Raw genomic sequence first — 24,255 nt, 5'->3', positions numbered from 1 at the left:
TAGATATCCACGGGTTCAATTGATTATGACGGGTTACTGTGGCTAATCACGGTTTTGTACCCCGTTTCGGCACAACCAACAAAATCAACAAAGTTATGGATACTGTCGAGGGCATCTTCCGGGTGATGAGAGACATATAACAACTGGCTGAGGTTGTTGTTGGCAATCATCTCCAACGCATTTTTAACTAACTGGCGGTTGAGGAAGTCTAGCCCTTGATATGGCTCATCAAGAATGAGGATCTTCGGCCGCTTGATAAGTGCGCGGGCCACTAGCAACAAGCGTTGCTGACCATATTCCAACTGTTTGAAAGATGTCGAAGCAAGATGTTCCATATGCAGTAGCTTCAGCCAGTCTCTGGCCTGCTTGATTTCATCAATGCTTGGCTGCTGGTATAAACCGATAGAATCATAGAAGCCAGATAGAATGGTATCCAATGCCGAACACGACACACGGTATTGCAAGTGAAGTGCCGAAGACACCATGCCGATATGTTGCTTAATCTCCCAAATAGTCTCGCCACTACCCCGCTTAATACCAAAAATATCAATATCATTGCTGTAGCACTGTGGGTGATCGCCAAAGATCAAGCCGAGCAGTGTACTCTTGCCACACCCATTCGGCCCTCTGATCTGCCAATGCTGACGATTATTGATTTGCCAATTGACACCGTCAAAGATCAGCTTATCGGTATACTCAACTTTGCCATTGCGTATAGCCACTAAGGGATCGGGTATGTCGGTTTGATGCTGGTACTGTTGGATCAACACTAGCATGGCTTCACTACGTTCTGCCGATTGTGCTCGGAGGTGGGCAAGCAGTGGCAAGGATTCCCACTCTTTGCGTGTATAACTCCCTGTCAGCTTCTCCTCATCGAAAACACCGACATGTGTAATACTGTCTGGCAACGCCTGTTCACGCGATGTAATCAGAATAACTTGGACATCATTTTGCAGCTGATCGATCAGAGTAATGAGCTGGGCTTGATGGGTAATATCTAAGCCAGCAAGCGGATCATCTAAGATCAACAGATCTGGTTGTTCGGCCAGCGCTCTGGCCAACATGACACGGCGAGTTTCACCCGTGGACAGGTTTCTGAATCCGCTGTTTCTCAGGCTCTGAAGATCAAACAGCGTGATAAGCTCTTCAACATAGTCCAGACTTTTACATCGAGCGGCAACTAACTCCTCAACACTTGTCCCTTTGTCCAACCTATCGAGAAAATCAGTATCATCCTTCGCTAGCTCTTCCTCTAATAATGCTTGTTGCTCAGCAAGGGATACCAGGCTGATTTTATCAGGCAGACCAGATAACTCGCCGTCGAATTCCAACAGCTCATTGGGCTTATTAATTAGTTGTGTGTCATTAGTTAAAAGCTGGGCGAAAACAGAGCCCGCTTCACCTTTGGCGCAGAAAAAAGCCCAGTGTTGTTCTGGATGAATATCCAACTTGGGAATGGATAAGCGGACAACCGGCTTCGGAGTACTCGGTTGATTGCTGTAAAGTTTGATTTGGTGTAGCTGGATAGACATTGGCTCCATTCCCTGTAAGGCCGCTGGGTAATATCAGATACCTTACATGGAATACGCGAAGCCAATCAAATAATGTTACTGTGAAAAAAAAGCTTTAGGCTTTAGGGAAAGCCATAGTGATAGCGCCGGTATAACATGCTGTGCGGCACTGACCACACCCATCACAAGATTCAGCATTAACAACAGGAACCTGTCCCTGCTCAATACTGATAGCATCGTGTGGGCACTGTTCTGCACACATTTCGCAATAGCCTGACAAGCGGTTGCTACAACGGGTGGAGAAGTCAGGCCTGACACCAATATCGGTTACCTCAGATGAAAGCGCCTGTGTTGGGCACGCTTTCTGGCACTCACCGCACTGGCTGCAATCATTATATTCAAGGTTTAACTGCGGTAACCCTTCCGGGCGCTCAATCACCTGTTGAGGGCATGCCGTTTCACAGGCATCACATGACTGGCAGACTTGAAGAAACAGCGCCTCTTCAATCGCCCCCGGAGGACGAGGCACCGTGCGAACGATAGTCGGGGCTTGCGCCTCTTTTTTTACGCGGTTTGCCCCGGAGAATAAGCCTCGCAGCAAACCGCGTCGGCTTACCGTGTAATGCTCCATGCAAGCTTTGTAATATCGTTCGTCACGTTCAATCATTAGAAATAAACCTTTTTCTCCACGGCCGTTACCGCAAGTTCTTCAGCAATAAAGGCCAGCCATTGCTCTGCCATCGCACCAAGTAACTGATAAGACTGAGTGTTGGCGTTTTTCTGCATAAGCTCTAAATATCTTGGCGCCCATGGTAGTAAGTGAACGGATAACAGAGCCTTAATCGCTTCGCTATCTTCGGCCTCTGCCAGTTTTGACATGGCCATTAGCATCAAACCGAACTGATCTTCCGGCTCGCGCATGCCCGTATCTAGCGACATTTCTCTATCGGCGAGGAAGCGGCGGTAGGCAACGGTGGTTTCCCCGAAGATCACTTGTTCTTTATCAAGGTATACCGAACCCCATGGCGGCGCAGGCATCACTTCGCAGCCTTCAAACAGTTGCTGGAAGTCCATTGCAAGATCATCAGCCCCATCCGCTTCCACAGCTTTAAGCAATTCTGCAAACGGAGAGTCCTCTTGATCTTCACTATCAGCAATCATCTGACAGACCTGTCGGTTCGTTTCGTGGGTCAGTGGATAATAAAAAAAGCTACCCAGAATACGAGCGATTGTTGAAATGTGCTCCATGGTCACATCCGCCTCCAAAAATATGTAATATCATGCAATAAGTTTTCATGATGCCAGTGGAATAACAGCTAAATTAGGTTATTCATTAACATTTTCCTAAGCACGATAGCCGATAACTAACACGGAAAACATGCTTTAGGACAATATTTACCGCTTTAAATTGTTGATAGTAAATGATAACCACTATCAACACCCTCAGTTTAGTAATATCTTGTTACACGCATTAATCCCTACATTCACATTGTTACAGATACATAAATATTCAAAATAATTCCCCGCCTTTTATTGATCGACGGCAAAGTTAAACGCTCAAGCTGACGGAAAATGCGTGTCAGAAACCTACCAATTAAGTGTAGGACTGTTAGTCAATACCGAGAATGTCGTGTCATGAAATCACAACTCAAAAAGCTATTGGCACCTAAATTCACCCGCCGAGACTTTGTTAAGTCAAGCTCAGCGTTAGGTGGATTAGCTGCAGTTGCAGGCAGTGTTTCCCTGCCGTTTAAATCAAGTAAAGTCGAAGCCGCTACTACAACCGACGAAAAAGTTGTTTGGAGTGCGTGTACCGTTAACTGTGGTAGCCGTTGCCCGCTACGCATGCATGTTTCTGACGGTGAAATCAAATGGGTTGAGACCGATAACACCGGTGACGACCAATACGGCAACCACCAAATCCGTGCCTGTTTGCGTGGCCGCTCTATGCGCCGCCGCGTATACAACCCTGACCGCTTGAAGTACCCAATGAAGCGTGTCGGCAAGCGTGGTGAAGGTAAGTTCAAGCGTATCAGCTGGGATGAAGCCTTTGACGAGATCACCAATAACCTTAACCGTATCCGCAAGGACTACGGTAGCGAAGCGGTATACCTGAACTACGGTACAGGTACCCTTGGAGGTACAGTCACCAAATCATGGCCACCAGGTGCTACGCTAATTGCGCGCCTTATGAACCTGAGCGGCGGTTACCTAAACCACTACGGTGACTACTCAACTGCACAGATTGCTGCTGGTATGCCTTATACCTACGGTAACGGTGCCAATAACTCATTCTCAGATGTTGAAAACACCAAGCTGATCGTTCAGTTCGGTAACAACCCTGCCGAAACCCGCATGTCAGGCGGCGGCCAGATCCACCACTTGATGGAAGGTAAAGCCCGCTCTAACGCCAAGATGATCGTTATCGATCCTCGCTACACGGATACCGCCGGTGGCCGTGAAGACCAGTGGATCCCAATCCGCCCGGGTACGGATGCAGCGCTTGTTGCGGGTATGGCACATGTAATGATCACCGAGAACTTGGTTGATCAGCCATTCCTAGACAAATACTGTGTCGGTTACGACGAGAAGACGCTACCTGCTTCAGCACCTGCCAACTCTGACTACAAGTCTTACATTCTTGGCCGTGGCGAAGACCAAACCGAGAAGTCACCAGCTTGGGCAGCAGACATTACCGGTATCCCAGCAGACATCATCATCAAGCTTGCACGTGAAATTGGTTCAACCAAGCCATGTGCTATCTTCCAGGGCTGGGGCCCTCAGCGTCACGCTAACGGTGAGTTGGCGGCACGTTCAATTGCGATGCTGGCAATCCTAACTGGTAACGTCGGTGTAAGCGGTGGTGGTACTGGTTCTCGTGAAGGTAACCAGGCAATCCCGTTTGTTCGCTTCCCTATCCCAGAGAACCCGGTGAAAACCGCAATCTCTATGTTCCTGTGGACAGATGCCATTACCCGTGCAACAGAAATGACAGCAAAAGCTGACGGTGTTCGCGGTAAAGACAAGCTTGACGTGCCAATCAAGTTCATCTGGAACTACGCAGGCAACTGTCTGATCAACCAGCACTCAGACATCAACCGCACTCACGACATCCTACAAGATGACAAAGCGTGTGAAATGATTGTTGTGGTTGATAACCACATGACTTCATCTGCTAAGTACGCCGATATTGTTCTGCCAGACCTTACAACTTCTGAGCAATCAGATTTCTGTATGGATGGTGCAGCAGCCAACATGCCTTACTTCATCTTTGCCAGCCAAGCGATTGAGCCGGTATTTGAAGCACGCAGCATTTACGATATCTGTACCGAACTTGCCAAGCGCCTTGGTATTGAAAAAGAGTTCACTGAAGGCCGTGATCAAGAAGGTTGGCTTCGCCACCTATACGCGCAAACCCGTGAGCTTGACCCAACACTGCCAAGTTTCGATGCAATGCGTGAGCAAGGTATCTACAAGCGTAAAGCTGAGCACTTTATTGCCCACGAAGACTTCCGCAAAGATCCTGAAAACAACCCACTGGCTACACCATCGGGCAAAATCGAGATCTACTCTGAGCGTCTTGCCGATATTGCGGCTGAATGGGAACTACCTGAAGGCGATGTGATCCACCCGCTTCCGGTATACGCGTCAACCTTCAATGGTTGGGACGATCCTAAGCGTAAGGACTACCCACTACAGCTTACTGGTTTCCACTACAAGTCTCGTACCCACTCGACTTACGGTAACGTTGAGCAGCTAAAAGAAGCTGCACCACAGCAGATGTGGATGAGCCCGATGGATGCAGATCAGCGTGGCATCAAGAATGATGACCAAATCCGTATCTTCAACGAGCACGGTGAAATTCACCTTACAGCCAAAGTAACCCCTCGCATGATGCCAGGTGTTGTAGCGCTGGGTGAAGGTGCATGGTACGCACCGGACAAGAAAGGTGTTGACCACGGCGGTAGCATTAACGTACTGACTACCCAGCGCCCTAGCCCGCTGGCAAAAGGTAACCCGCAACACACCAACCTAGTCGACGTGCAACTGCTGAAAAAAGCATAAGGTTTAAACCATGAAACAATACGGTTTTTATATCGATTCAAGCAAATGCACCGGCTGTAAGACCTGTCAGCTGTCGTGCAAAGATAACAAGGACTCAGACATCGGCGTTAACTACCGCCGCGTTTATGAGTACACCGGTGGTAACTGGGTAAAAGAAGGCGAGACTTTCCGTCAGGACGTATTCTCCTACTACCTATCTATTGCCTGTAACCACTGTGATGAGCCAGCCTGTGCCAAGGTTTGTCCGTCAGGTGCCATGCACAAGCGTAAAGAAGACGGCTTGGTTATTGTTGATACCGATACCTGTATCGGCTGTCAGTACTGTTCAATGGCTTGTCCTTACGGCGCGCCACAGTACAACTCAGAGAAAGGTCACATGACCAAGTGTGATGGCTGTTACGAGCGTGTTGGCCAGGGCCTTGAGCCAATCTGTGTCGGCTCTTGCCCACTGCGTGCACTTGAGTTTGGTCCAATCGATGAGCTACGTGCGAAATACGGTACCAACGCCGATGTTGCACCGCTACCTTCGTCGCTGAAGACCAAACCAAATCTAGTCATCAAAGCAAACCGCCATGCCCGCCCAACAGGCGATCGCACCGGTTTCCTAGCAAACCCTAAGGAGGTATAAGATGGCTTGGCATGAGTGGCCTCTGATCCTATTTACAGTATTGGCGCAAACTGCTGTTGGTGCTTTCATCCTGCTTGGTGCAGTGATCCTAAGCGGCAAGTTGTGTATTGGCGTGAACGATCGTGTTCACAAGGCAATGTTCTTTATCTGGGTAATCATGGGTCTAGGCTTTATGGCTTCAACCATGCACCTAGGTAGCCCACTGCGTGCATTCAATGCGCTGAACAATGTGGGGAGCTCTTGGCTTTCTAACGAGATCTTCACCGGTAGTGCCTTCTTTGGCCTAGGTGGTGTTTACTGGTTACTTGAAATGCTGGACAAGGGCAGCGAGAAAATCCGTAAAGCCCTGCTTGTTGCCGGTATGGTTGTTGGCCTGAGCTTTATGTTCTCAATGACCAAGCTGTACCTACTAGACACAGTACCAACATGGAACACGATTTACACACCTATCGCTTTCCTGAGCACTATGGTTATCTCCGGCCTTATCTTTGGTCACCTACTGCTAACAGGTGCCCAGCATAAGATGGCAGGTCTGGATCGTGTATTGCCATACGTTGGCGCAGTCGCTGTTGTCGTAAGTTTGGTTGCTCTTGTTAGCCAGCTAATTGGCCTGGCTGATATCCAAACATCAGTGATCACAGCAGCAGAGCTGATTCCGAACATGGCGCAACTGCAGATCATCCGTATTGGCCTTCTGCTAGCAGCCCTAGCGGTGTGGTTCATCCCTAACCTGATGAACAGCCGTCCTGCAATACCAGTTATGGGCGTGAGCTTTGCGCTGGTACTGCTTTCAGAGCTAGTTGGCCGTGGCGTGTTCTATGGCCTACACATGACAGTCGGTCTGTAATATTTAGGTGACGTCAAATAGACAAAAAGGAGAAATGGCCAGTGCCGTTTCTCCCTTTTTAAATCTAGCGATTACGGAATGTAGACGAGCAACTCAAGCAGATCATCCCAATTCCCTGCCAGAAACCAAGTCGCAAAAAATACGCCGAGTCCAAACTTCAGGCATAGAAGAAACATCCCTATCTTCGTCTTCACAGAATCAAAGTTAGCCATCGTCATCTTAAAACCACCAGCCTCTTGAACAAACAAGGCGAAGTCTCTCAATGATCATGCTCATGTAGCAATGGTGAACCGTCTGTTTTTATATTTTTTTTAGATATAACTAACCGCCAAACCATAATTATGACAAACACAACCAAAATAAGAATAAATATCATTACATAAAGCACTGATATGTAAGACGTAATTCACACTCTACATTTTTGTATGATGAATATCACAACCCGTTACATTTTATGCCGTTATCGCATTTATATGCGCCGTTTATTGATAGAAAACAAAGCTAGCCAAATACGCCCAGTCGATTATCTCAAAAGAACTCTACCTCTAAAGTAGTGTGAATAACGAAAATCAAGAGAATGTCGTGCTATGAAAAATACAATTAAGCAGCTCTTCTCCCCTAACTTCAGTCGTCGTGATTTCATGAAATCCACGTCTGCGGTAGGCGGGTTAGCAGCCGTTGCCGGTAGTATATCCCTACCCTTTAAGTCATCCCCTGTTGCTGCGGCAACAACTCCTTCCGAAGAAAAAGTTGTCTGGAGCGCCTGTACTGTAAACTGCGGCAGCCGATGTCCGCTGCGGATGCACGTTACCGACGGTGAGATCAAATGGGTTGAAACTGACAATACCGGTGATGATGAATACGGTAACCACCAGGTTCGAGCCTGTTTACGTGGTCGCTCTATGCGCCGTCGGGTATACAATCCTGATCGCCTAAAATACCCAATGAAACGGGTTGGCAAACGTGGTGAAGGCAAATTCAAGCGTATCAGTTGGGATGAGGCCTTTGACGAAATTGCCAATAATTTAATGCGGATCCGTAAAGATTATGGCAACGAGGCTATCTACCTTCAGTACGGTACGGGTACCTTGGGTGGCACAGTCACCAAGTCTTGGCCTCCTGGCTCGAGCCTTCTCGCTCGCCTAATGAACCTGAGTGGCGGCTACTTGAACCACTATGGCACCTACTCTACTGCACAAATCTCTGCAGGGTTACCTTACACCTATGGAAGCGGAGCGAATAACTCTTTTTCAGATATCGAAAACACTAAACTCATAGTTCAGTTTGGTAACAACCCAGCGGAAACCCGCATGTCGGGTGGTGGCCAAATACACCACCTAACAGAGTCTAAAAACCGCTCAAACGCCAAGATGATTGTCATCGATCCTCGCTATACCGACACTGCTGGCGGTCGTGAAGATCAGTGGATCCCAATCCGTCCGGGTACTGATGCTGCGCTTGTCGCCGGTATGGCCCACGTCATGATCAAAGAAGATCTGGTCGACCAGCCATTTCTCGATAAGTATTGTGTTGGCTACGATGAAAAAACATTGCCGACCTCGGCACCAGCCAACTCTGACTACAAGTCCTACATCTTAGGGCGTGATGTTGATGGTATTGAAAAAACACCAGCCTGGGCTGCTGACATTACCGGTATACCAGCAGATGTCATCATAAAACTATCCCGTGAAATTGCCTCGACTAAGCCATGCGCAATTTTTCAAGGCTGGGGGCCACAGCGTCATGCTAACGGTGAGCTCACGGCACGCGCTATTTCGATGCTCTCAATTTTAACGGGTAACGTCGGTATTGCTGGCGGCGGTACAGGGGCGCGTGAGGGCAACACGTCTATTCCTTTCGTTCGCTTCCCTATTCCAGAGAATCCAGTCAAAACGTCAATATCATTCTTCTTATGGACCGATGCCATCTTCAGAGGCACGGAGATGACCGCAAAAGCAGATGGTGTTCGCGGTAAAGACAAACTCGATGTGCCAATCAAGTTTATCTGGAACTATGCGGGCAATAGCATGGTGAACCAGCATTCTGACATCAACCGCACCCATGAAATCCTGCAGGATGATAAAGCCTGTGAGATGATTGTCGTTATCGACAACCACATGACCTCATCAGCCAAATATGCAGATATCGTGCTTCCGGATCTCACCACTTCCGAGCAGTCAGATTTCTGTATGGACGGGGCTGCGGCAAATATGCCGTACTTCATCTTTGCTAGCCAAGCCATAGACCCTGTTTTTGAAGCACGCAGCATCTACGACATTTGTACTGAAGTCGCCAAGCGACTTGGTATTGAGAAAGAATTTACGGAAGGTCGGGATCAAGAAGGCTGGTTACGCCACCTATATGCGGAAACGCGTAAGGCTGACCCAAGCCTACCTGACTTTGAGGCTATGCGTGAAAAGGGAATCTACAAGCGTAAGACAGAACATTTCGTTGCCCACGAAAGTTTCCGAAAGGATCCTGACAGTAACCCTCTGGCAACCCCATCGGGCAAAATTGAAATCTATTCAGAGCGCTTAGCCAATATCGCTGCCGAGTGGGATCTGCCTGAAGATGATGTTATCCACCCATTACCCGTCTATGCCTCCACCCATGACGGCTGGGATGATCCTAAACGCAGTCAATATCCACTACAGCTAACAGGCTTCCACTACAAATCACGTACCCACTCTACCTACGGCAATGTGAAACAAATAATGGAAGCCGCACCGCAGCAGATTTGGCTTAACCCTATGGATGCCCAGCAACGCGGTATTAAACACGATGACCCGGTTCGTATCTTCAACGAACGAGGTGAGATACACCTCACCGCTAAAGTCACCCCAAGGATGATGCCTGGCGTCACAGCCCTTGGCGAGGGTGCATGGTATGCGCCTGACAAAAATGGCGTCGATCATGGCGGTAGCATGAACGTGCTGACAACCCTAAGACCAAGCCCATTGGCCAAAGGGAACCCACAGCATACTAACCTCATCGACGTGCAACTGCTGAAAAAAGCATAAGGTTTAAACCATGAAACAATACGGTTTTTATATTGATTCAAGCAAATGCACCGGCTGTAAAACCTGTCAGCTATCGTGCAAGGACAACAAAGATTCAGATATCGGCGTTAATTACCGCCGCGTCTACGAGTACACCGGCGGCAACTGGGTCAAAGAAGGCGAAACCTTCCGTCAGGATGTGTTCTCCTACTACCTATCTATCGCCTGTAACCACTGTGATGAGCCAGCCTGTGCCAAGGTATGTCCATCAGGCGCGATGCACAAACGCAAAGAAGATGGTCTGGTTATCGTTGATACCGATACATGTATTGGCTGCCAATACTGTTCAATGGCTTGTCCTTACGGTGCCCCACAATACGATGCAGACAAAGGCCATATGACCAAGTGTGATGGTTGCTATGAACGCGTAGGCCAAGGCTTGGAGCCAATCTGTGTCGGCTCTTGCCCACTGCGTGCTTTGGAATTTGGTCCTATCGATGAGCTACGCAAGAAATACGGTACCAATGCTGATGTCGCCCCACTGCCTTCATCGCTAAAAACAAAACCAAACATTGTCATTAAACCAAATCGTCATGCCCGCCCAACCGGCGATCGCAGCGGTTTCCTAGCAAACCCTAAGGAGGTATAAGATGGCTTGGCATGAATGGCCCCTGATCCTATTTACCGTGCTGGCACAAACTGCCGTAGGCGCCTACTTGTTGCTCGGTGGCGTGATCTTGAAAGGCAATCTATGTGTGGGCGTTAACGACCGCCTGCATAAGGCGATGTTCTTCCTGTGGGTATTAATGGGACTGGGTTTCGCGGCTTCTACTATGCACCTAGGTAGCCCGATGCGTGCTTTTAACGCCCTCAATCAGGTGGGTAGCTCTTGGCTATCCAATGAAATCTTCACCGGCAGCGTATTCTTTGCCCTTGGTGGTGGTTACTGGTTGCTTGAGGTGCTGGATAAAGGCAACGAAGCGCTGCGTAAACTGCTGCTTGCTGCCGGTATGCTAGTGGGTATCGCCTTTATGTACTCCATGATCAAACTGTACCTGCTTGATACGGTACCGACTTGGAATACTGTTTATACCCCGATTGCGTTTGTGATGACCATGCTGACATCTGGCCTTATCTTTGGCCATCTGTTACTTACAGGCTCACAGCACAAAATGGCAACCCTAGATCGCATCTTGCCATTTGTTGGCTCTTTGGCGGTGGCAATTAGCCTGACGGCCTTGGTCAGCCAGCTTATCGGCCTGGGTGATATTCAAACTTCGGTGACCACCGCATCTGAGCTTATTCCTAACATGGCTCAATTGCAGGTGATCCGAGTCGGCCTATTGCTTGGCGCTTTAGCTGTATGGTTTATCCCTAACCTGATGAACAGCCGCCCAGGTGTACCAGTTATGGTGTTGAGCTTTGCTTTGGTGCTGCTATCAGAGTTAGTAGGTCGCGGTATCTTCTACGGCCTACACATGACTGTGGGTATTTAACACTCAATAACAAGTTTCAACATAACAAAACGGGAGCCTTTATAAGGCTCCCGTTTCTTTTTGGGTCTAATCAATGATTAGAAATTAGCTGTCATACCCAAGTACCAGCTGCGTGGCTCAATCGAATAGCTACGACGGGTCACTTCAAAATCATCAAACTGCTCATCAGTAATGTTGCGCACGCCCGCGCGCAGACGCCAGTCACTGTTGATTAGGTAGTTCATACCTAGGTCAGCAGTCGTGAAGCTTGGACGGTATAAATCACTACCAGAATCAATCAGGGCTTCGCCTGTGTAGTTCACACGTAGGAAAGTATCAACGTAATCAGTCGCGTACCAAGTAGCACGTACATTCGCTTGATGGTCTGGACGATCTTCAAGAGCTTTACCGGTCGTTTTATCTTCAGTATCGAGATACGTATAAGCACCATTTAGCTTAATCGACTCAGTCACATCATAGTGCGCAGTAAGCTCTAGGCCCTGTGTCATGGCTTTATTGATATTCTTGTAGGTGTAAATATCGCGGCCATCAGGTGAGATACCAATTGCATTGTCACGGTCTTGATCAATCAGGTTTTTGATGTCGTTACGGAACAGTCCTGCTTCGATACTCCACAGTGTCTCGTTGTAGATGGCAGAGACTTCGTAGCTAACACTGGTTTCTGGGTCAAGATCCGGGTTACCAACAACCTGGCAGTCACCCTTACAGCTATTGATGATGTTTTCTTCTGACGTTTGCAGCAGCGTCGGTGCATTAAATGCTGAGCCTACACCACCTTTCAGTGTCAGTTTATCCGTTACGGTGTTCACCAAGTAAGCACGTGGGCTCCAGTGGCTACCGTATGATTCATGGAAATCAAGGCGGGTACCATAAGTCAGCGTATACGCGTCGTTAATGTCCCACTGATCTTGAACAAACAGCGCCTGCTCATGAACATCAGCCTTACCCGTTTCAGTCAGGCTCTCTGGGTTCTTAAGCTCCGAATAACTCCATTCACCACCAAAGGTCAATGTATGATTGCCAACGTAAGTCGTACCGTGGCCATAGACTTGTTGGTTGGTCTCATCAATGTCTGAAACGCCGGTGTCAATTTCCGCTGCATCGACGCTTGATACCGCATCACGGTTATAGCGCAGTTGTGCCTCACCCCAGTCAAACATACCGTTGTAAGTTAGTGCCTGCATATCACGCTTAACACGTGAGTCGGAGTCAGTAAGGCCGACGGTCGACTCAATCATACCGTCACGTTCATCATCGGTATAAGAAAAGTCAAAAGCAATGTCATGCATATCATTGATATACCAGAGAAGATTACCGCTTACCGCAAGGGTTTCGCGCTCTTCAAGCGTAGTCGCTTGTGAACGGTCATATTCACCATTAGAGCCTTCTGCCTGGCCAGAGAAAGCGCTATAAGCATCACGCTGTGTTTGGCTAACAGAAAACGTCATATACAGTTCATCATCAATCAGCGCACCGGAAGTGTTAAACCCAGCAGAGTATTGACCACCGTTGTCATCATCACGGTATCTGTAATCGCCACTGATTTGCGAATTCCATTCATTAGTTGGCTTTTTGGTGATCACGTTGATCACACCGCCTAATGCTTCCGAGCCATATAGAGCAGACATTGGGCCACGGATCACTTCAATCCGTTCAATGCTTTCTTTCGGAATTGCTGATAAATCAAAGTCATTACCGCGGAAAATCGCATTAGAAGAACTTAGTTTACGGCCATCTACCAAAATCATGGTGAATTTCGGGTTTAGACCACGGATGGAAATCATCTCACGGCCTGCTCGGCCGCCATCCATTTGGCTTTCGACACCAGCAATATCTTTGACCAAGTCATTCAGCGCAAGGCTCGGCTCTGACAAAATATCTTCTTCTGTCACCACTGCAATTGACGCCGGAGCTTTTGCCAATGTGGTCTCAGTACGTGTTGCCGTAACAACCATCTGCTCATCTGTTTGATCTTCATGAAGGTCGAAGTCTGCGTAAACAGGAACAGAGAAAAACACAGAAGCAACAGCAAGTGCCAAAGGCTTACGAATGAAAGAGGTGCTGGTATACATAAACGTCCCTATATAGAACTATAAAGCCAAACATAATGATAATGATTCGCATTAGACACATTATTCATAAAAATGGCAATACAAGTTCCATTCGGGTTTTGAATTATGATTATTCAATATTTAGATAATTGCCGCACACTAAATTCACTTTTTAGCTAGTATGCAGCTGTTTGATGATATCCCTTACCCACATACAAAGCTCATCATTGTGGTATCGCTTATGCCAATACAAATAGACATCTTGATAAGGCGATCTCAACCCTTCCGGCACAGGGCGAGCCACTAGATTGCGGTTGATGCAGGCTTCTTCGGCAAATGGCGTTGGCAGGTGGAAGATCACATCTGAGTGCTCCGCCATTGCCGGGGCAACGTTGAAATTGGTCAGCATTAACGGCGTAGAAACCGGTTTGTTCCTGTCTGACAAACCAAGATCCCTAAAGCGCTGTTCTATCGATAGGTTACGATCACCATGTAATGAAATTTGGCCAAACTGGCATGCTGCCAGTTTTTCAGGGGTGAGCTCCTGCTGTGCCATTGGGTGGTCAGCGTTCATTAGCAACCTGTAATCACGAGACGCTATGAAGCTACGATAAATATTCTGCTCAGAAGACGGGGGTTGCTGTGTCGATAAGACGAAATGCACATCACCTGCGATAAGCGCATCAAAATGCCGCTTAGGCACGGTATCAATCTCAAGGGTCAACAAGGGGGCATGTTCCCTGAGGTATTGGAACACCTTGGGCATTAGCCAGTTGATCTGAGGAACCAACCCAAACATCTTCAATGATTTCTGACAGCTCTTAGGATCAAACTCTTGGTCATGCACCAAACGATCCAATGAGGCAAGCATAGAGCTGATCTCGGTTTTTACCGATTCAGCCTTCGGCGTCAATTCATAACCGTAGCTAGATCGAACCAACAAGTCATCATTGAACAGCACCCGGCACTTTTGCAACGAGCGGCTCACCGACGGCTGGCTGATATTCAACGCTTGCGCAGTATTCGAAACATGTTTTCGCTCTAATAAGTGCTTTAGTACGATTAAATGGCTGATATCTATTTGGCATAACTTCATAATTCAATAACAACTTTCCGCTTATCTCAACACAGTTAACCTGGCACGCTATCCAACGAAATCGCACAACTCAAAATCGAAATACACATAGATTGCATATTCAAATATTGAATAACCACTATTCAAAGTCAAAATACCGTAGGTCAAATGAACTGTGCTACAAATAGCTTTCGACGCTCTAGAGTGTAAATAATAATTAATATTACTATGATTTATGCCACTTTCATGAGTAATATCAATAAAAACAATTCTCATTTGTGATTAGATTGCACTTATCAGCTTTTAATCAGCTTCAAGTTTACAAGGTTCGTTATGACTCGCTTTTCCACTGCGTTAAAATCAGCACTTCTTGTGGGTGCAATGGCTATCAATTTCCCGGCTCTTGCAGAATCAGTGACCGTTGAGCACTCATTAGGCACAATCACCATAGAGCAGACCCCGCAGCGTGTTGTGGTCGTTGGTGGTCATGGCAGCCTTGATACTCTAAACCGTTTGGGCATTGAGCCTGTAGGCGCTGTAACAACCATGCTGCCGGAATACCTTTCAGATTACAGTGAGAAAGCTACTCATATCGGCAGCATGAAAGAAGCCAATTTTGAGCAAATCTTCACCCTTCAGCCTGACGTAATCATTGCAGAGAGCCGCATGGCAGATGCCTACCCGACCCTGTCGCAAATTGCGCCGACGGTTATGCACGTCGTTGAGAACGGTAACTACTGGGAAGATACCAAGAACAACTGGCGTATGCTGGGCAAAATCTTCGACAAAGAAGCTGAAGCCGAGCAATTGATTAAAGAAACTGAAGCCCAAATGGCTGAAGTGCGTGAGCAAGTTCAAGAGCAAGGGCTGAAAACCCTAGCAGTAATGAACAACGGTAATAACGTATCCATGTTCGGTGAAGTAAGCCGCTTCTCGGTGCTATTTGATGAGTTCGGCTTCGAGCCAGCACGCACTTCTGATACGCAAAACCCTCACGGCAACCTGATTTCCTTCGAGTTCATCGCCGATGCAGCGCCTGATGTGCTATTCGTGCTAGATCGCGAAAGCGCAATTGGCCAAAGCTCTGGCAAAGCCCAGCAGCTATTTGACAACCCACTAGTCAAAAGTACCCCAGCGTACAAGAACAACCGCATTGTGTTCCTAAACCCAAGTGCATGGTACCTGACAATCGCTGGTGTTAACGCCACTGAAGTCATGATTGATGATGCACGAAAAGCGGTAATGTCTACTCAATAACTACCTATTAGCCCGGCGCTTGCCGGGCATTATTACCATGCATAATAAAAAATTATTTTGGGCTGTTATTGCCCTCTTCCCACTCGCGGCCTTTTCGCTCTTTATTGGTGTCGCCAATATCAGCCTAGAGAGTTTTCTCGCTGGCGATGAACATACCCTTTCCATTCTTTTCGGCAGTCGCTTACCGCGTTTACTGGCTATTTGCCTTGCTGGCGCAGGTTTAAGTGTTGCGGGTTTGATCATGCAGCAGGTCTGCCAAAACAGATTCGCCGCCCCATCGACAACCGGTACGATTGATTGTGCAATGTTGGGCTATGTTCTGGGTATTGTCTTTTTCGCTGGTGCCAACCGCTGGATCAGTCTTGGCGTTATTCTGACTTTTGCGCTGGTTGGTACGTTGGTCTTTGTTCAGTTCTTACAGCGCTTGCAGTTCAAGAATGCCGTATTGGTTCCGCTTATCGGAATCATGTATGGCAACGTGATCTCGGCAATGACCACCTTTATTGCCTATCGCTATGACTTGGTTCAAACCATGTCGGCTTGGACTGTCGCTAACTTTGCGTCAGTACTGCAAGGCAATTACGAATTCCTATACCTTGCCCTACCCGCCTGTTTGGTTGCCTACTACTTCGCCAGCCAATTCAGCGCTGCCAGTGTGGGTGAGAGCTTTGCCAAAAATATCGGCCTGGATTACCAGAAAATTGTCTTTATCGGTGTCTTGATTGTCGCCATCCTGGCTTCAACGGTGGTGATGATCGTCGGTGTCATTCCGTTTCTTGGCCTCATTGTCCCTAACCTGGTCGCTATCTTTATGGGCGATAACATGCGCCGCAACCTGCCTTGGACGGCCTACTGGGGTGTGGTGATGGTATTGGCCTGTGACATCCTGGGTCGCTTGATTATTTTCCCTTATGAAATGCCTATCTCGATGATCATCAGTATTTTCGGTGGGGCTATCTTCATTGCTCTCGTTCTGAAGGATAAATCCAATGCGTGATGGTGTTAAAGTTTCCCTGCTTGCGGTATTTGGGTTACTCATTACTGCCTACTTCATTGGCCAAGGCCTCAACGCCCAGAACTATCAGTTCTTCTTGTCGCTTCGCCTGCCGAAGGTAATGGCTATTGTGCTGGCCGCGATTGCCATTTCAACCTCGTCGCTGGTATTCCAGACCATTACCAATAACCGTATCCTGACGCCTTCGATCCTAGGGTTCGATTCACTCTATGTGATGATCCAGGTGATTATCGTGGTGATGTTCGGCAGCATGAGCGTATGGTTTGCTGATGCCAAGGTGAATTTCCTGCTGACAACACTCACCATGAGCGGCTTCTCTATGCTGCTGTTCAGCCTGTATTTCCGCCGAGCCAACAGCAATGTCTTCACTTTGCTGCTGATCGGTATCATCTGTGGCAGCTTGTTCAGCAGTATTACCAGCTTCTTTACTATGATTCTGGATCCGAATGAGTTCGCCAACTTACAAAACACCATGTTCGCCAGTTTCAACAACGTCAACGGGCAATTGGTTTACTGGTCAATTATCCCTCTTGGCATTTGCCTTGCGTTGCTGTTCTCCCTTTCCAATAAGCTTGATGTGTTCTGGTTGGGGACTGACAACGCTAAAAGCCTTGGGGTTGATACCCATAAGGTGACCATGCAGGTCATGATGGTGCTCACTGTCATGGTCGCTATCTCAACGGCTCTGGTTGGCCCAGTACTATTCTTTGGCTTGATCGTGGTGAGCTTAACCCGCCAGCTATTTCGCAGTTACCACCACCGCTTCTTGATGCTGGCTGCCAGTACCATGTCGATTGTGCTGCTTGTTGGCGGCCAATGGCTCATCGAGACCGTCTTCGCCTTCGATACCACTATCAGCGTCATCATCAACTTTGTCGGTGGTAGCTACTTCCTCTTCCTTCTAATGCGTAACAAGTTTTGATTTATCATGATTAAGTTAACTGGACTCTCAAAAAAATATAACGGCAACTTGGTGGTTAGCGAGGCGAGTGCCCTGTTCCCATTAGGAGAAGTGACTTCGATTATTGGCCCTAATGGTGCCGGTAAAAGTACCCTACTTTCAATGGCTAGCCGCCTAACAGAAAGTGATGCCGGTGAGGTGCTGATTGCTGGCAAGCCGCTATCACAGTGGGATACCCAAGAGCTGTCTACTCGCCTGGCGGTATTGCGCCAGTCGAACAATATCAATATGCGTTTTACCATTCGTGAATTGGTTGCCTTTGGCCGTTTCCCGCATAGCAAAGGCCGCCTAACCGACGAAGATAACCGTATTATCGATGAGGCTCTTGAGCACCTGGATATCACCGATATTCAAGATAAGTTTCTTGATCAACTCAGTGGTGGCCAGCGCCAAATGGCATTCATTGCCATGGTGGTTGCACAAGATACCGACTACATCTTCCTCGATGAGCCGCTGAATAACCTGGATATCAAGCACTCGGTGGAAATCATGCAGACTATCCGCCGTCTTGCCCACAAAATGAACAAGGCCGTTGTTATCGTAATCCACGATATCAATTTTGCTTCTTGTTATTCAGACAACATCGTTGCGATGCGCAAAGGCGAAGTGATCAAAAGCGGCAAGGTTGATGAGGTCATCCAACAGTCAATCATGGAAGATATCTACAATATCCCATTCAAGATCCAAGAAGTCGATGGCAGCCGTATCTGTATGTATTACGGCAGCTAATTCCGGCGGTTTCTAACAGATAAAAATGCGGCGAGTACATGCTTACATAACTATGAAAGCATAGGTACTCGCCGCTTTTTCTGTTTTCAAGTTAACCGCACTATCCCTGAGCTATCGTGAACGATTCCTAAACAGAGACAGGCTGAATTGCCGTTAATTCAAAGCTGATAGCCCCCATCGGGCAAGAAGACCGGCATTGGCCACAGCCGGTACAACTTTCTTTTATCACAGCAGGACGCTTGTCACTAAGGTCAATGGCTTGCTTAGGGCACTCCTCGGCACACATATCGCAATAGCCGTGCAAAACACGGCGGCAGGCACCGCTAAACACAGGGATCATCCCCGTTGAAGCCACGTTGTTAGATAAAGCTTTAGTTGGGCAAGCTTTCTGACACTCACCGCAATCCGTACAGTAGTTGCAGTCTAGGTGCAGTTCTGGCTTGCCATCTATCATCGCAATCACTTGCTGAGGGCAGGCTTTCTCACACTCTCCGCAACCATCACATAGCTTATCCAGCAGCGTTTCATCAACAGCTTGCGGCGGGCGGGCGGCTTTACGTGTGAAAGGTTCCAGCACTGCGGCCTGGTGGGTTTTCTTCACCCCGCCCAGCAAACCACGAAACAGCCCTCTACGGCTGACTTGCTTATGCTCCAGCACCGCTTTGTAATACTTCTCGCTTTTCTCTTCCATCACCTAGCCTACCGTTTCATTCAATTAGCGGTATAAGCGCACAATTCGGTAGTCAGCTTTCACCAACTGGGCAAACTGGCGCAGCGTGCCCTCGGCAGCGAAGCTGATGCCGCGGTAAAAATCTGTCTCGGCCTGCTCGCGCATGATATGTAGCATGCGAGGTGCCCAAGTCAGTACATGCTCACTCAGGAACTTTTCCAAGGCACATAAAACAGGTGATGGCTTGTCTTCATCAACTTCGTGCTGCAAAGCAATTTCAGTCAAATGGGCAAGGAAGGTAAAGATCAAACCGATGTGGTCTTCTGGCTCGCGCTCTCCGGTATCAATCTCGATGCCGAACTGGGCGTAAAAGGCTTTAATCGCCAAGGTAGGCGGACCAAACAGGGTTTGATCTTCCGTCAAGTAAACCGAGGCCCAAGGAGCGGCTTTCAAAGCATCAGGCCCGATGAACAAGGCTTGGTAATCATCTGCCAGTGATTTGATTTCAGGTTTGTTTTTCAGTAATTCAAGCCCCTGCTCAACAGAGTCATTATCAGCATCCAACGGCCATTGACCAATCAGGTCATTTTGATAGATGGCATCAACAAACTCAGCAGTAGGAGCCTGGTGAAAAGCTTGGTAGAAGAAGCGGCTAACTAGCGATAAGCCTGCGACAGTTTGAAATTGTTGTTCGGTCATATTTTTTCCAAAAAAGAAGGCTGAATAATCAGCCTTCCTTGCTTAATCAATGAGTAAGTAGCTTCGTCGCTCTAATGCGAACAATTACATGCCTGCACTTGCGCTGATGTAAACATCATAGAAGAAGGCGCGGCCCATAAACTCTGATACCAATACAAGCACAAAGCTGGAAATCGCAACATGCCTAGCATTGCAGTTACCCTTCACAGCACTTACCAGCCAGAATAATACACCAGCAAGCAGTAAACCAACACGCACTAGCGCCAAGCGGAAAGAATAATCCACCACTTCAAACGGGTTAACATGAACGTTAAGCTGGCCTAGCCATACAAGGTAAGCGGCGTAACCCATCAGGGCAATAAGGCCAAAGCCAGCAGCTGAAACTGCCAAAGTACGGTCTGCCTTTGCACCAAGTTCACCCATACTTGCTGACTGAGCGCGCAACATGACTGCAGCAGCAATTGGCCCCAGTACAGCAGCGGTCATCAGGAACTGGAACGACGTAAATGGTGTATTCCACGTCGGTACTGTCGCCAACGTATAGACATTAGCAATTGCCAGGATGAATACCACACCCAAAACCATGGCAACCGGCAGCAGCAGTTTGCGGATTGCAGGCATAAGGTTAAACAAACGCATACCTGTGTAAGCCGCACCTGCACCACCGAATAGGCTCAAGCCGACAATTTCCAGGCTTAGCGCACTTCCGTGTGCCAAACCAAACATCACGTTGAACATACGCAGCGGTTGGCCCAGGTGAGTCACAGAAGCCACTGCACCGATGCCTAGCAAAACAAATACCGCGATAAAGCTACGGGTCATGCTTTGGGACATGTTTTTTTCGTTTGGCTTGAACAGCATTTCAACCAAGCCAAGCGCAATGAACATACCAACCGCACTTTGTGCCAATACAGTAAAGAAAACTAGAGATAACTGGCTCATGCGCCCACCTCCGTTGGGTTCTGGATACTACCCTTGGTATCGCCGCTCAGCTTGCTGTTTGAACAAGTGCTGACAATAAGGTTCGGGCTAGTCAAACGCGGATCTGGCAGTGGCGCGATATCCGCGCGAGCACCGTACTTCTGGCGTAGCTCATGGATAGGACCGAAGTCGATCGCACGTAACGGGCAAGATTCAACACAAACCGGCTTCTGGCCTGTACCGATACGCTCGTAACAGCCGTCGCACTTGGTCATGTGCTTCTTCTCATGGTCGTACTGAGGCGCGCCGTAAGGACAAGCCATTTCACAGTAACGACAACCTACACACACATCGCCATCAACCACAACCAAGCCATCTTCTTCACGCTTGTGCATTGCGCCGGTTGGACATGCTTTAGTACAAGCCGGATTGCTACAGTGGTTACAACTGATAGACATGTAGTATGCAAACACATCGTTGGTAAACGTACCATCTTCGTGCTGTACCCAGTCACCACCCGCGTATTCATATACACGACGCCAGTTAACACCTACTGGTAGGTCACTTCTGTCTTTACAAGATACTTGACACGTTTTGCAGCCAGTACACTTGCTGGTGTCTACGTGGAAACCATATTGAGTCATTTACGCTTCTCCTTAGGCCTTGGCTACTTCAACTAGAATGGTGTGCTGTGGGTTACCTTTCGACAACGGGGTTGCACGCTGTGACGTTAGCGAGTTGATACAACCGCCTTGGTCGACACCTTTCTTGTCAGGGCTATACCAAGCACCTTGGCCTAGGGCTGTCACGCCCGGCATGATACGAGGAGTCACTTTGATCGCAACGCGGATTTCACCACGGTCGTTCCATACCTTCACGAAGTCACCGCTCTTCAGGTTGCGTTTAGCAGCATCGACAGGGTTCATCCAAATACCGTCAAATACCGCTTCGCGCAGCCACGGAATATTGTGGTACGTCGAGTGGGTACGGCCTTTGGTATGGTAGCCAAATAGCTGCAGCGGGAATTCCTTGGTCTTAGGATCCAAGTGGCTTTCCCACGTTGTCACGTATTGCGGAAGTGGCGTGATCACATCGCCTTCTTTTAGCTCCCACTCTTTGGCAATCGTCTCTAGCTTGGTCGAGTAGATCTCGATACGGCCAGATGGGGTGCCAACTGGGTTCGCTTCTGGATCCTTACGGAAGTCTTCCAGGGCGATACGGCCTTCTTTCGGCGCAACCACTGTGTAAGGGCCATCTTTTCGCAGCTGCTCAAGAGAAGGAATGTTTGGATCTTGCTTCATACGCTCGGCGTACAGGTGCTCCAACCACTCATCACGACTACGGCCTTCAGTGAACTGGTCGTATAGGCCAAAGCGTTTAGACAGCTCCGCACACATCTGGTACGCACTGCGTGTTTCGTAAAGTGGCTCAATGGCACGTACTAGCGGCCATAGGCCCGCCATCGAACCTGACGAGTAACCGTCAGAGCTCACTTCGTTATTCTCGATAGTCGTTACATCTGGCAGCAATAGATCAGCATGGCGGGCTGATGCCGTCATGTGGTTATCACATACCACGATAAACTCAGCTAGAGACTCATCTTTGATGATTTCTGCGTTACGGTTTAGATCCGCATGCTGGTTCATCAATACGTTACCTGAGTACGCAAGGATAAACTTGATTGGCGCACGCATACGCTCGTCACCTTGGATACCGTCGGTCTTGTCGGTCATTTCCTCGTGACGCCAAATCGCATCGCTCCACTTGAAGAACGGGACTTTGACTTTCACAGGGTTAGTACCCACAGGGATACGCGGTGCTGGGTAACCGTAGTTCGCAGGCATATCACCGGTATTGGTACCTGGTAGACCAATGTTACCGGTTAGGATTGGCAGCATAACGATAGAGCGAGAAGTCTGCTCGCCGTTCGCCTGACGCTGGATACCGGTACCTTGTGTAATGAAGCACGGCTTAGCTGTACCGATTTCACGAGCTAGCTGGATGATCTTCTTCTCTGGAATACCCGTGATGCCTGCCGCCCATTTTGGCGTCTTTTCAATGCCATCAGGGCCTTGGCCCAAGATATGAGCCTTGTAGTGTCCGTTGGCAGGTGCACTAGCTGGCAACGTCTTCTCGTCGTAGCCCTGGCAGTATTTGTCGAGGAATGCTTGATCCACTAGGTTCTCAGTGATCAGCACGTGAGCGATAGCCTCAACCAAAGCCGCATCAGTACCTGGGCGAATCGCCAACCACTCATCTTCTTTACCCAGCATGGTATCTGTGTAGCGTGGGTCGATGATGATAGTGCGGACATTTTTCTTGCGCTGGGCTGCGATATGCTCGTGGATTTCACCGCCGCCACTCATGCGCGTTTCTGCAGGGTTGTAGCCAAACATGACTAGCAGCTCTGCGTTTTCGATTTCTGTGGTGTAAGAGCCGTAAGCCGCTGCCTTCTTGTCACCGTAGGTGAACGGCAGTGCGAACATGATCTGACCCCAGCTGTAGTTTCCATAGTAATCCAGGAAACCACCCATCATGTTGAATAGTCGCTTGAAGCAATCCTTACCGTCAGTACGATAACCCTGAGTACCCGAGCCGTAAGTAATGAAAATCGAGTCATTACCGTACTCTTTGATGGTGTACTTCAGTTTGTCTGCCATCAGATCCAAGGCTTCGTCCCAGCTGATACGCTCGAAACGCCCTTCTCCACGCTCACCAACGCGCTTCATTGGGTATTTCAATCGGTCTGGGTTGTACACACGGTGCTTGATAGAACGGCCACGCAGACAAGCGCGGATTTGGTGTTTACCAAACTCGCTATCGTCACCACGGTTATCCGTTTCGATCTGAGTGATTACGCCATCTTTAGTGTGTACACGAAGTGCACAACGGCTACCACAGTTAACCATACATGCAGACCAGACAGTATTTGTCTCGCCAGCAACCTCTTCTTCTGTTTTTGCAACCGCTTTTAACGGAAGGCCAGTACCGACAGAAGCGGCAGCGCCCCCAACAGCGGCACTCCACTTAATAAAGCTACGGCGCTTCATTGGCGAAAGAATTGCTTCGTTTATCCAGTTTTTCATATTGCGACCATTATGAATGAGGAGAAAAACATAACCAAAGGTAATTTGTCATATAAAAACAATACAAATATCACAGGTTGTTTTACTTATTTATTATGATGCTGATACTAAAGTAGTAGTAGTCACAAATTAATGATCCTCATCAATTTAAGACACTATGTGATAATAAATTAACGCAAGCACGTATTTTTTGAGCAACAAACCGTAAATATGTACAGCTTCTTTATTTTTTGAAATGCAATCTC

Annotated in this window: 20 protein-coding genes; 10 read left to right on the top strand and 10 right to left on the bottom strand. The window is 48.2% G+C overall.

Features of this window, described 5'->3' with window-relative positions; translation table 11 throughout:
- Positions 1–23: 23 nt before the first annotated feature.
- The 3 genes from modF to ACXAD4_RS26715 form a co-directional block, all read right to left on the bottom strand.
- Entirely contained in the window at positions 24–1,532 is a 1,509-nt protein-coding gene (gene modF, locus ACXAD4_RS26725) for a molybdate ABC transporter ATP-binding protein ModF (RefSeq protein ID WP_475245044.1), read from the bottom strand.
- 94 nt (positions 1,533–1,626) lie between these two features.
- Positions 1,627–2,178, bottom strand: a complete 552-nt coding sequence (locus ACXAD4_RS26720; protein WP_475245043.1) for a ferredoxin-type protein NapF — start codon at positions 2,176–2,178, stop codon at positions 1,627–1,629.
- Positions 2,178–2,759, bottom strand: a complete 582-nt coding sequence (locus tag ACXAD4_RS26715) for a molecular chaperone TorD family protein (RefSeq protein ID WP_475245671.1) — start codon at positions 2,757–2,759, stop codon at positions 2,178–2,180. The genes ACXAD4_RS26720 and ACXAD4_RS26715 overlap by 1 nt, the downstream gene beginning before the upstream one ends.
- 387 nt (positions 2,760–3,146) lie before the next feature.
- On the opposite strand from ACXAD4_RS26715, the gene ACXAD4_RS26710 reads away from it, so the two are divergent.
- The 6 genes from ACXAD4_RS26710 (at position 3,147) to ACXAD4_RS26685 (ending at position 11,546) form a co-directional block, all read left to right on the top strand.
- A complete protein-coding gene (locus ACXAD4_RS26710; protein ID WP_475245042.1) occupies positions 3,147–5,576 on the top strand; it encodes a DmsA/YnfE/YnfF family dimethyl sulfoxide reductase in 2,430 nt (809 codons plus the stop codon).
- 10 nt (positions 5,577–5,586) lie between these two features.
- Complete coding sequence (locus ACXAD4_RS26705; RefSeq protein WP_475245041.1) at positions 5,587–6,204, top strand: DMSO/selenate family reductase complex B subunit; 618 nt, start codon at positions 5,587–5,589, stop codon at positions 6,202–6,204.
- A 1-nt stretch (position 6,205) separates the two neighbouring features.
- The gene (locus tag ACXAD4_RS26700) at positions 6,206–7,051 is read left to right on the top strand and encodes a DmsC/YnfH family molybdoenzyme membrane anchor subunit (protein WP_475245039.1); all 846 of its coding nucleotides are present in this window, start codon (positions 6,206–6,208) and stop codon (positions 7,049–7,051) included.
- A 587-nt stretch (positions 7,052–7,638) separates the two neighbouring features.
- Positions 7,639–10,071, top strand: coding sequence for a DmsA/YnfE/YnfF family dimethyl sulfoxide reductase (locus ACXAD4_RS26695; protein WP_475245038.1), 2,433 nt, complete (start codon positions 7,639–7,641; stop codon positions 10,069–10,071).
- Positions 10,072–10,081: 10 nt separating this feature from the next.
- Entirely contained in the window at positions 10,082–10,699 is a 618-nt protein-coding gene (locus ACXAD4_RS26690) for a DMSO/selenate family reductase complex B subunit (protein ID WP_475245037.1), read from the top strand.
- A 1-nt stretch (position 10,700) separates the two neighbouring features.
- Positions 10,701–11,546, top strand: coding sequence for a DmsC/YnfH family molybdoenzyme membrane anchor subunit (locus tag ACXAD4_RS26685; protein ID WP_475245036.1), 846 nt, complete (start codon positions 10,701–10,703; stop codon positions 11,544–11,546).
- Positions 11,547–11,623: 77 nt separating this feature from the next.
- Here ACXAD4_RS26685 and ACXAD4_RS26680 read toward each other — a convergent pair whose 3' ends face one another.
- Positions 11,624–13,618 (bottom strand): TonB-dependent receptor domain-containing protein, encoded by a 1,995-nt coding sequence (locus ACXAD4_RS26680; protein WP_475245035.1) that lies wholly within the window; start codon positions 13,616–13,618, stop codon positions 11,624–11,626.
- Positions 13,619–13,769: 151 nt separating this feature from the next.
- Positions 13,770–14,693 (bottom strand): LysR family transcriptional regulator, encoded by a 924-nt coding sequence (locus ACXAD4_RS26675; protein ID WP_475245034.1) that lies wholly within the window; start codon positions 14,691–14,693, stop codon positions 13,770–13,772.
- 312 nt (positions 14,694–15,005) lie between these two features.
- Between ACXAD4_RS26675 and ACXAD4_RS26670 the strand changes: the two genes are divergently transcribed.
- Genes ACXAD4_RS26670 through ACXAD4_RS26655 form a run of 4 tightly spaced genes read left to right on the top strand, consistent with a single transcriptional unit; the run spans position 15,006 to position 18,634 of the window.
- Positions 15,006–15,929, top strand: coding sequence for a siderophore ABC transporter substrate-binding protein (locus ACXAD4_RS26670; protein WP_475245033.1), 924 nt, complete (start codon positions 15,006–15,008; stop codon positions 15,927–15,929).
- Between the two features lie 37 nt (positions 15,930–15,966).
- Positions 15,967–16,926 carry an ABC transporter permease gene (locus tag ACXAD4_RS26665; protein WP_317520420.1) on the top strand — a complete coding sequence of 320 codons (960 nt, stop codon included), beginning with the start codon at positions 15,967–15,969 and terminating at the stop codon, positions 16,924–16,926.
- Positions 16,919–17,866: an iron chelate uptake ABC transporter family permease subunit gene (locus tag ACXAD4_RS26660; RefSeq protein WP_475245032.1), complete on the top strand. Its 948-nt coding sequence runs from the start codon at positions 16,919–16,921 to the stop codon at positions 17,864–17,866. Before ACXAD4_RS26665 ends, ACXAD4_RS26660 begins: the two co-directional genes overlap by 8 nt.
- Before the next feature lie 6 nt (positions 17,867–17,872).
- Positions 17,873–18,634 carry an iron ABC transporter ATP-binding protein gene (locus ACXAD4_RS26655; RefSeq protein ID WP_475245031.1) on the top strand — a complete coding sequence of 254 codons (762 nt, stop codon included), beginning with the start codon at positions 17,873–17,875 and terminating at the stop codon, positions 18,632–18,634.
- A gap of 127 nt (positions 18,635–18,761) precedes the next feature.
- Here the strand turns inward: ACXAD4_RS26655 and ACXAD4_RS26650 are convergent, their stop codons facing one another.
- From ACXAD4_RS26650 to ACXAD4_RS26630, 5 genes are all read right to left on the bottom strand, one after another.
- Positions 18,762–19,325 (bottom strand): 4Fe-4S binding protein, encoded by a 564-nt coding sequence (locus ACXAD4_RS26650; RefSeq protein ID WP_475245029.1) that lies wholly within the window; start codon positions 19,323–19,325, stop codon positions 18,762–18,764.
- 24 nt (positions 19,326–19,349) lie between these two features.
- Positions 19,350–20,003 (bottom strand): TorD/DmsD family molecular chaperone, encoded by a 654-nt coding sequence (locus ACXAD4_RS26645; protein WP_475245028.1) that lies wholly within the window; start codon positions 20,001–20,003, stop codon positions 19,350–19,352.
- An 84-nt stretch (positions 20,004–20,087) separates the two neighbouring features.
- Positions 20,088–20,945, bottom strand: coding sequence for a dimethyl sulfoxide reductase anchor subunit family protein (locus ACXAD4_RS26640; RefSeq protein ID WP_475245027.1), 858 nt, complete (start codon positions 20,943–20,945; stop codon positions 20,088–20,090).
- Positions 20,942–21,568 carry a DMSO/selenate family reductase complex B subunit gene (locus ACXAD4_RS26635; protein ID WP_475245026.1) on the bottom strand — a complete coding sequence of 209 codons (627 nt, stop codon included), beginning with the start codon at positions 21,566–21,568 and terminating at the stop codon, positions 20,942–20,944. The genes ACXAD4_RS26640 and ACXAD4_RS26635 overlap by 4 nt, the downstream gene beginning before the upstream one ends.
- A gap of 12 nt (positions 21,569–21,580) precedes the next feature.
- Positions 21,581–24,010 (bottom strand): DMSO/selenate family reductase complex A subunit, encoded by a 2,430-nt coding sequence (locus ACXAD4_RS26630; RefSeq protein WP_475245024.1) that lies wholly within the window; start codon positions 24,008–24,010, stop codon positions 21,581–21,583.
- Positions 24,011–24,255: the final 245 nt, after the last annotated feature.

The sequence above is a fragment of the Photobacterium sp. AWH4_225 genome (assembly GCF_056158405.1).
The sequence above is the reverse complement of the archived record's forward strand: the minus strand, read 5'-3'. Positions and strand labels throughout refer to the sequence as shown.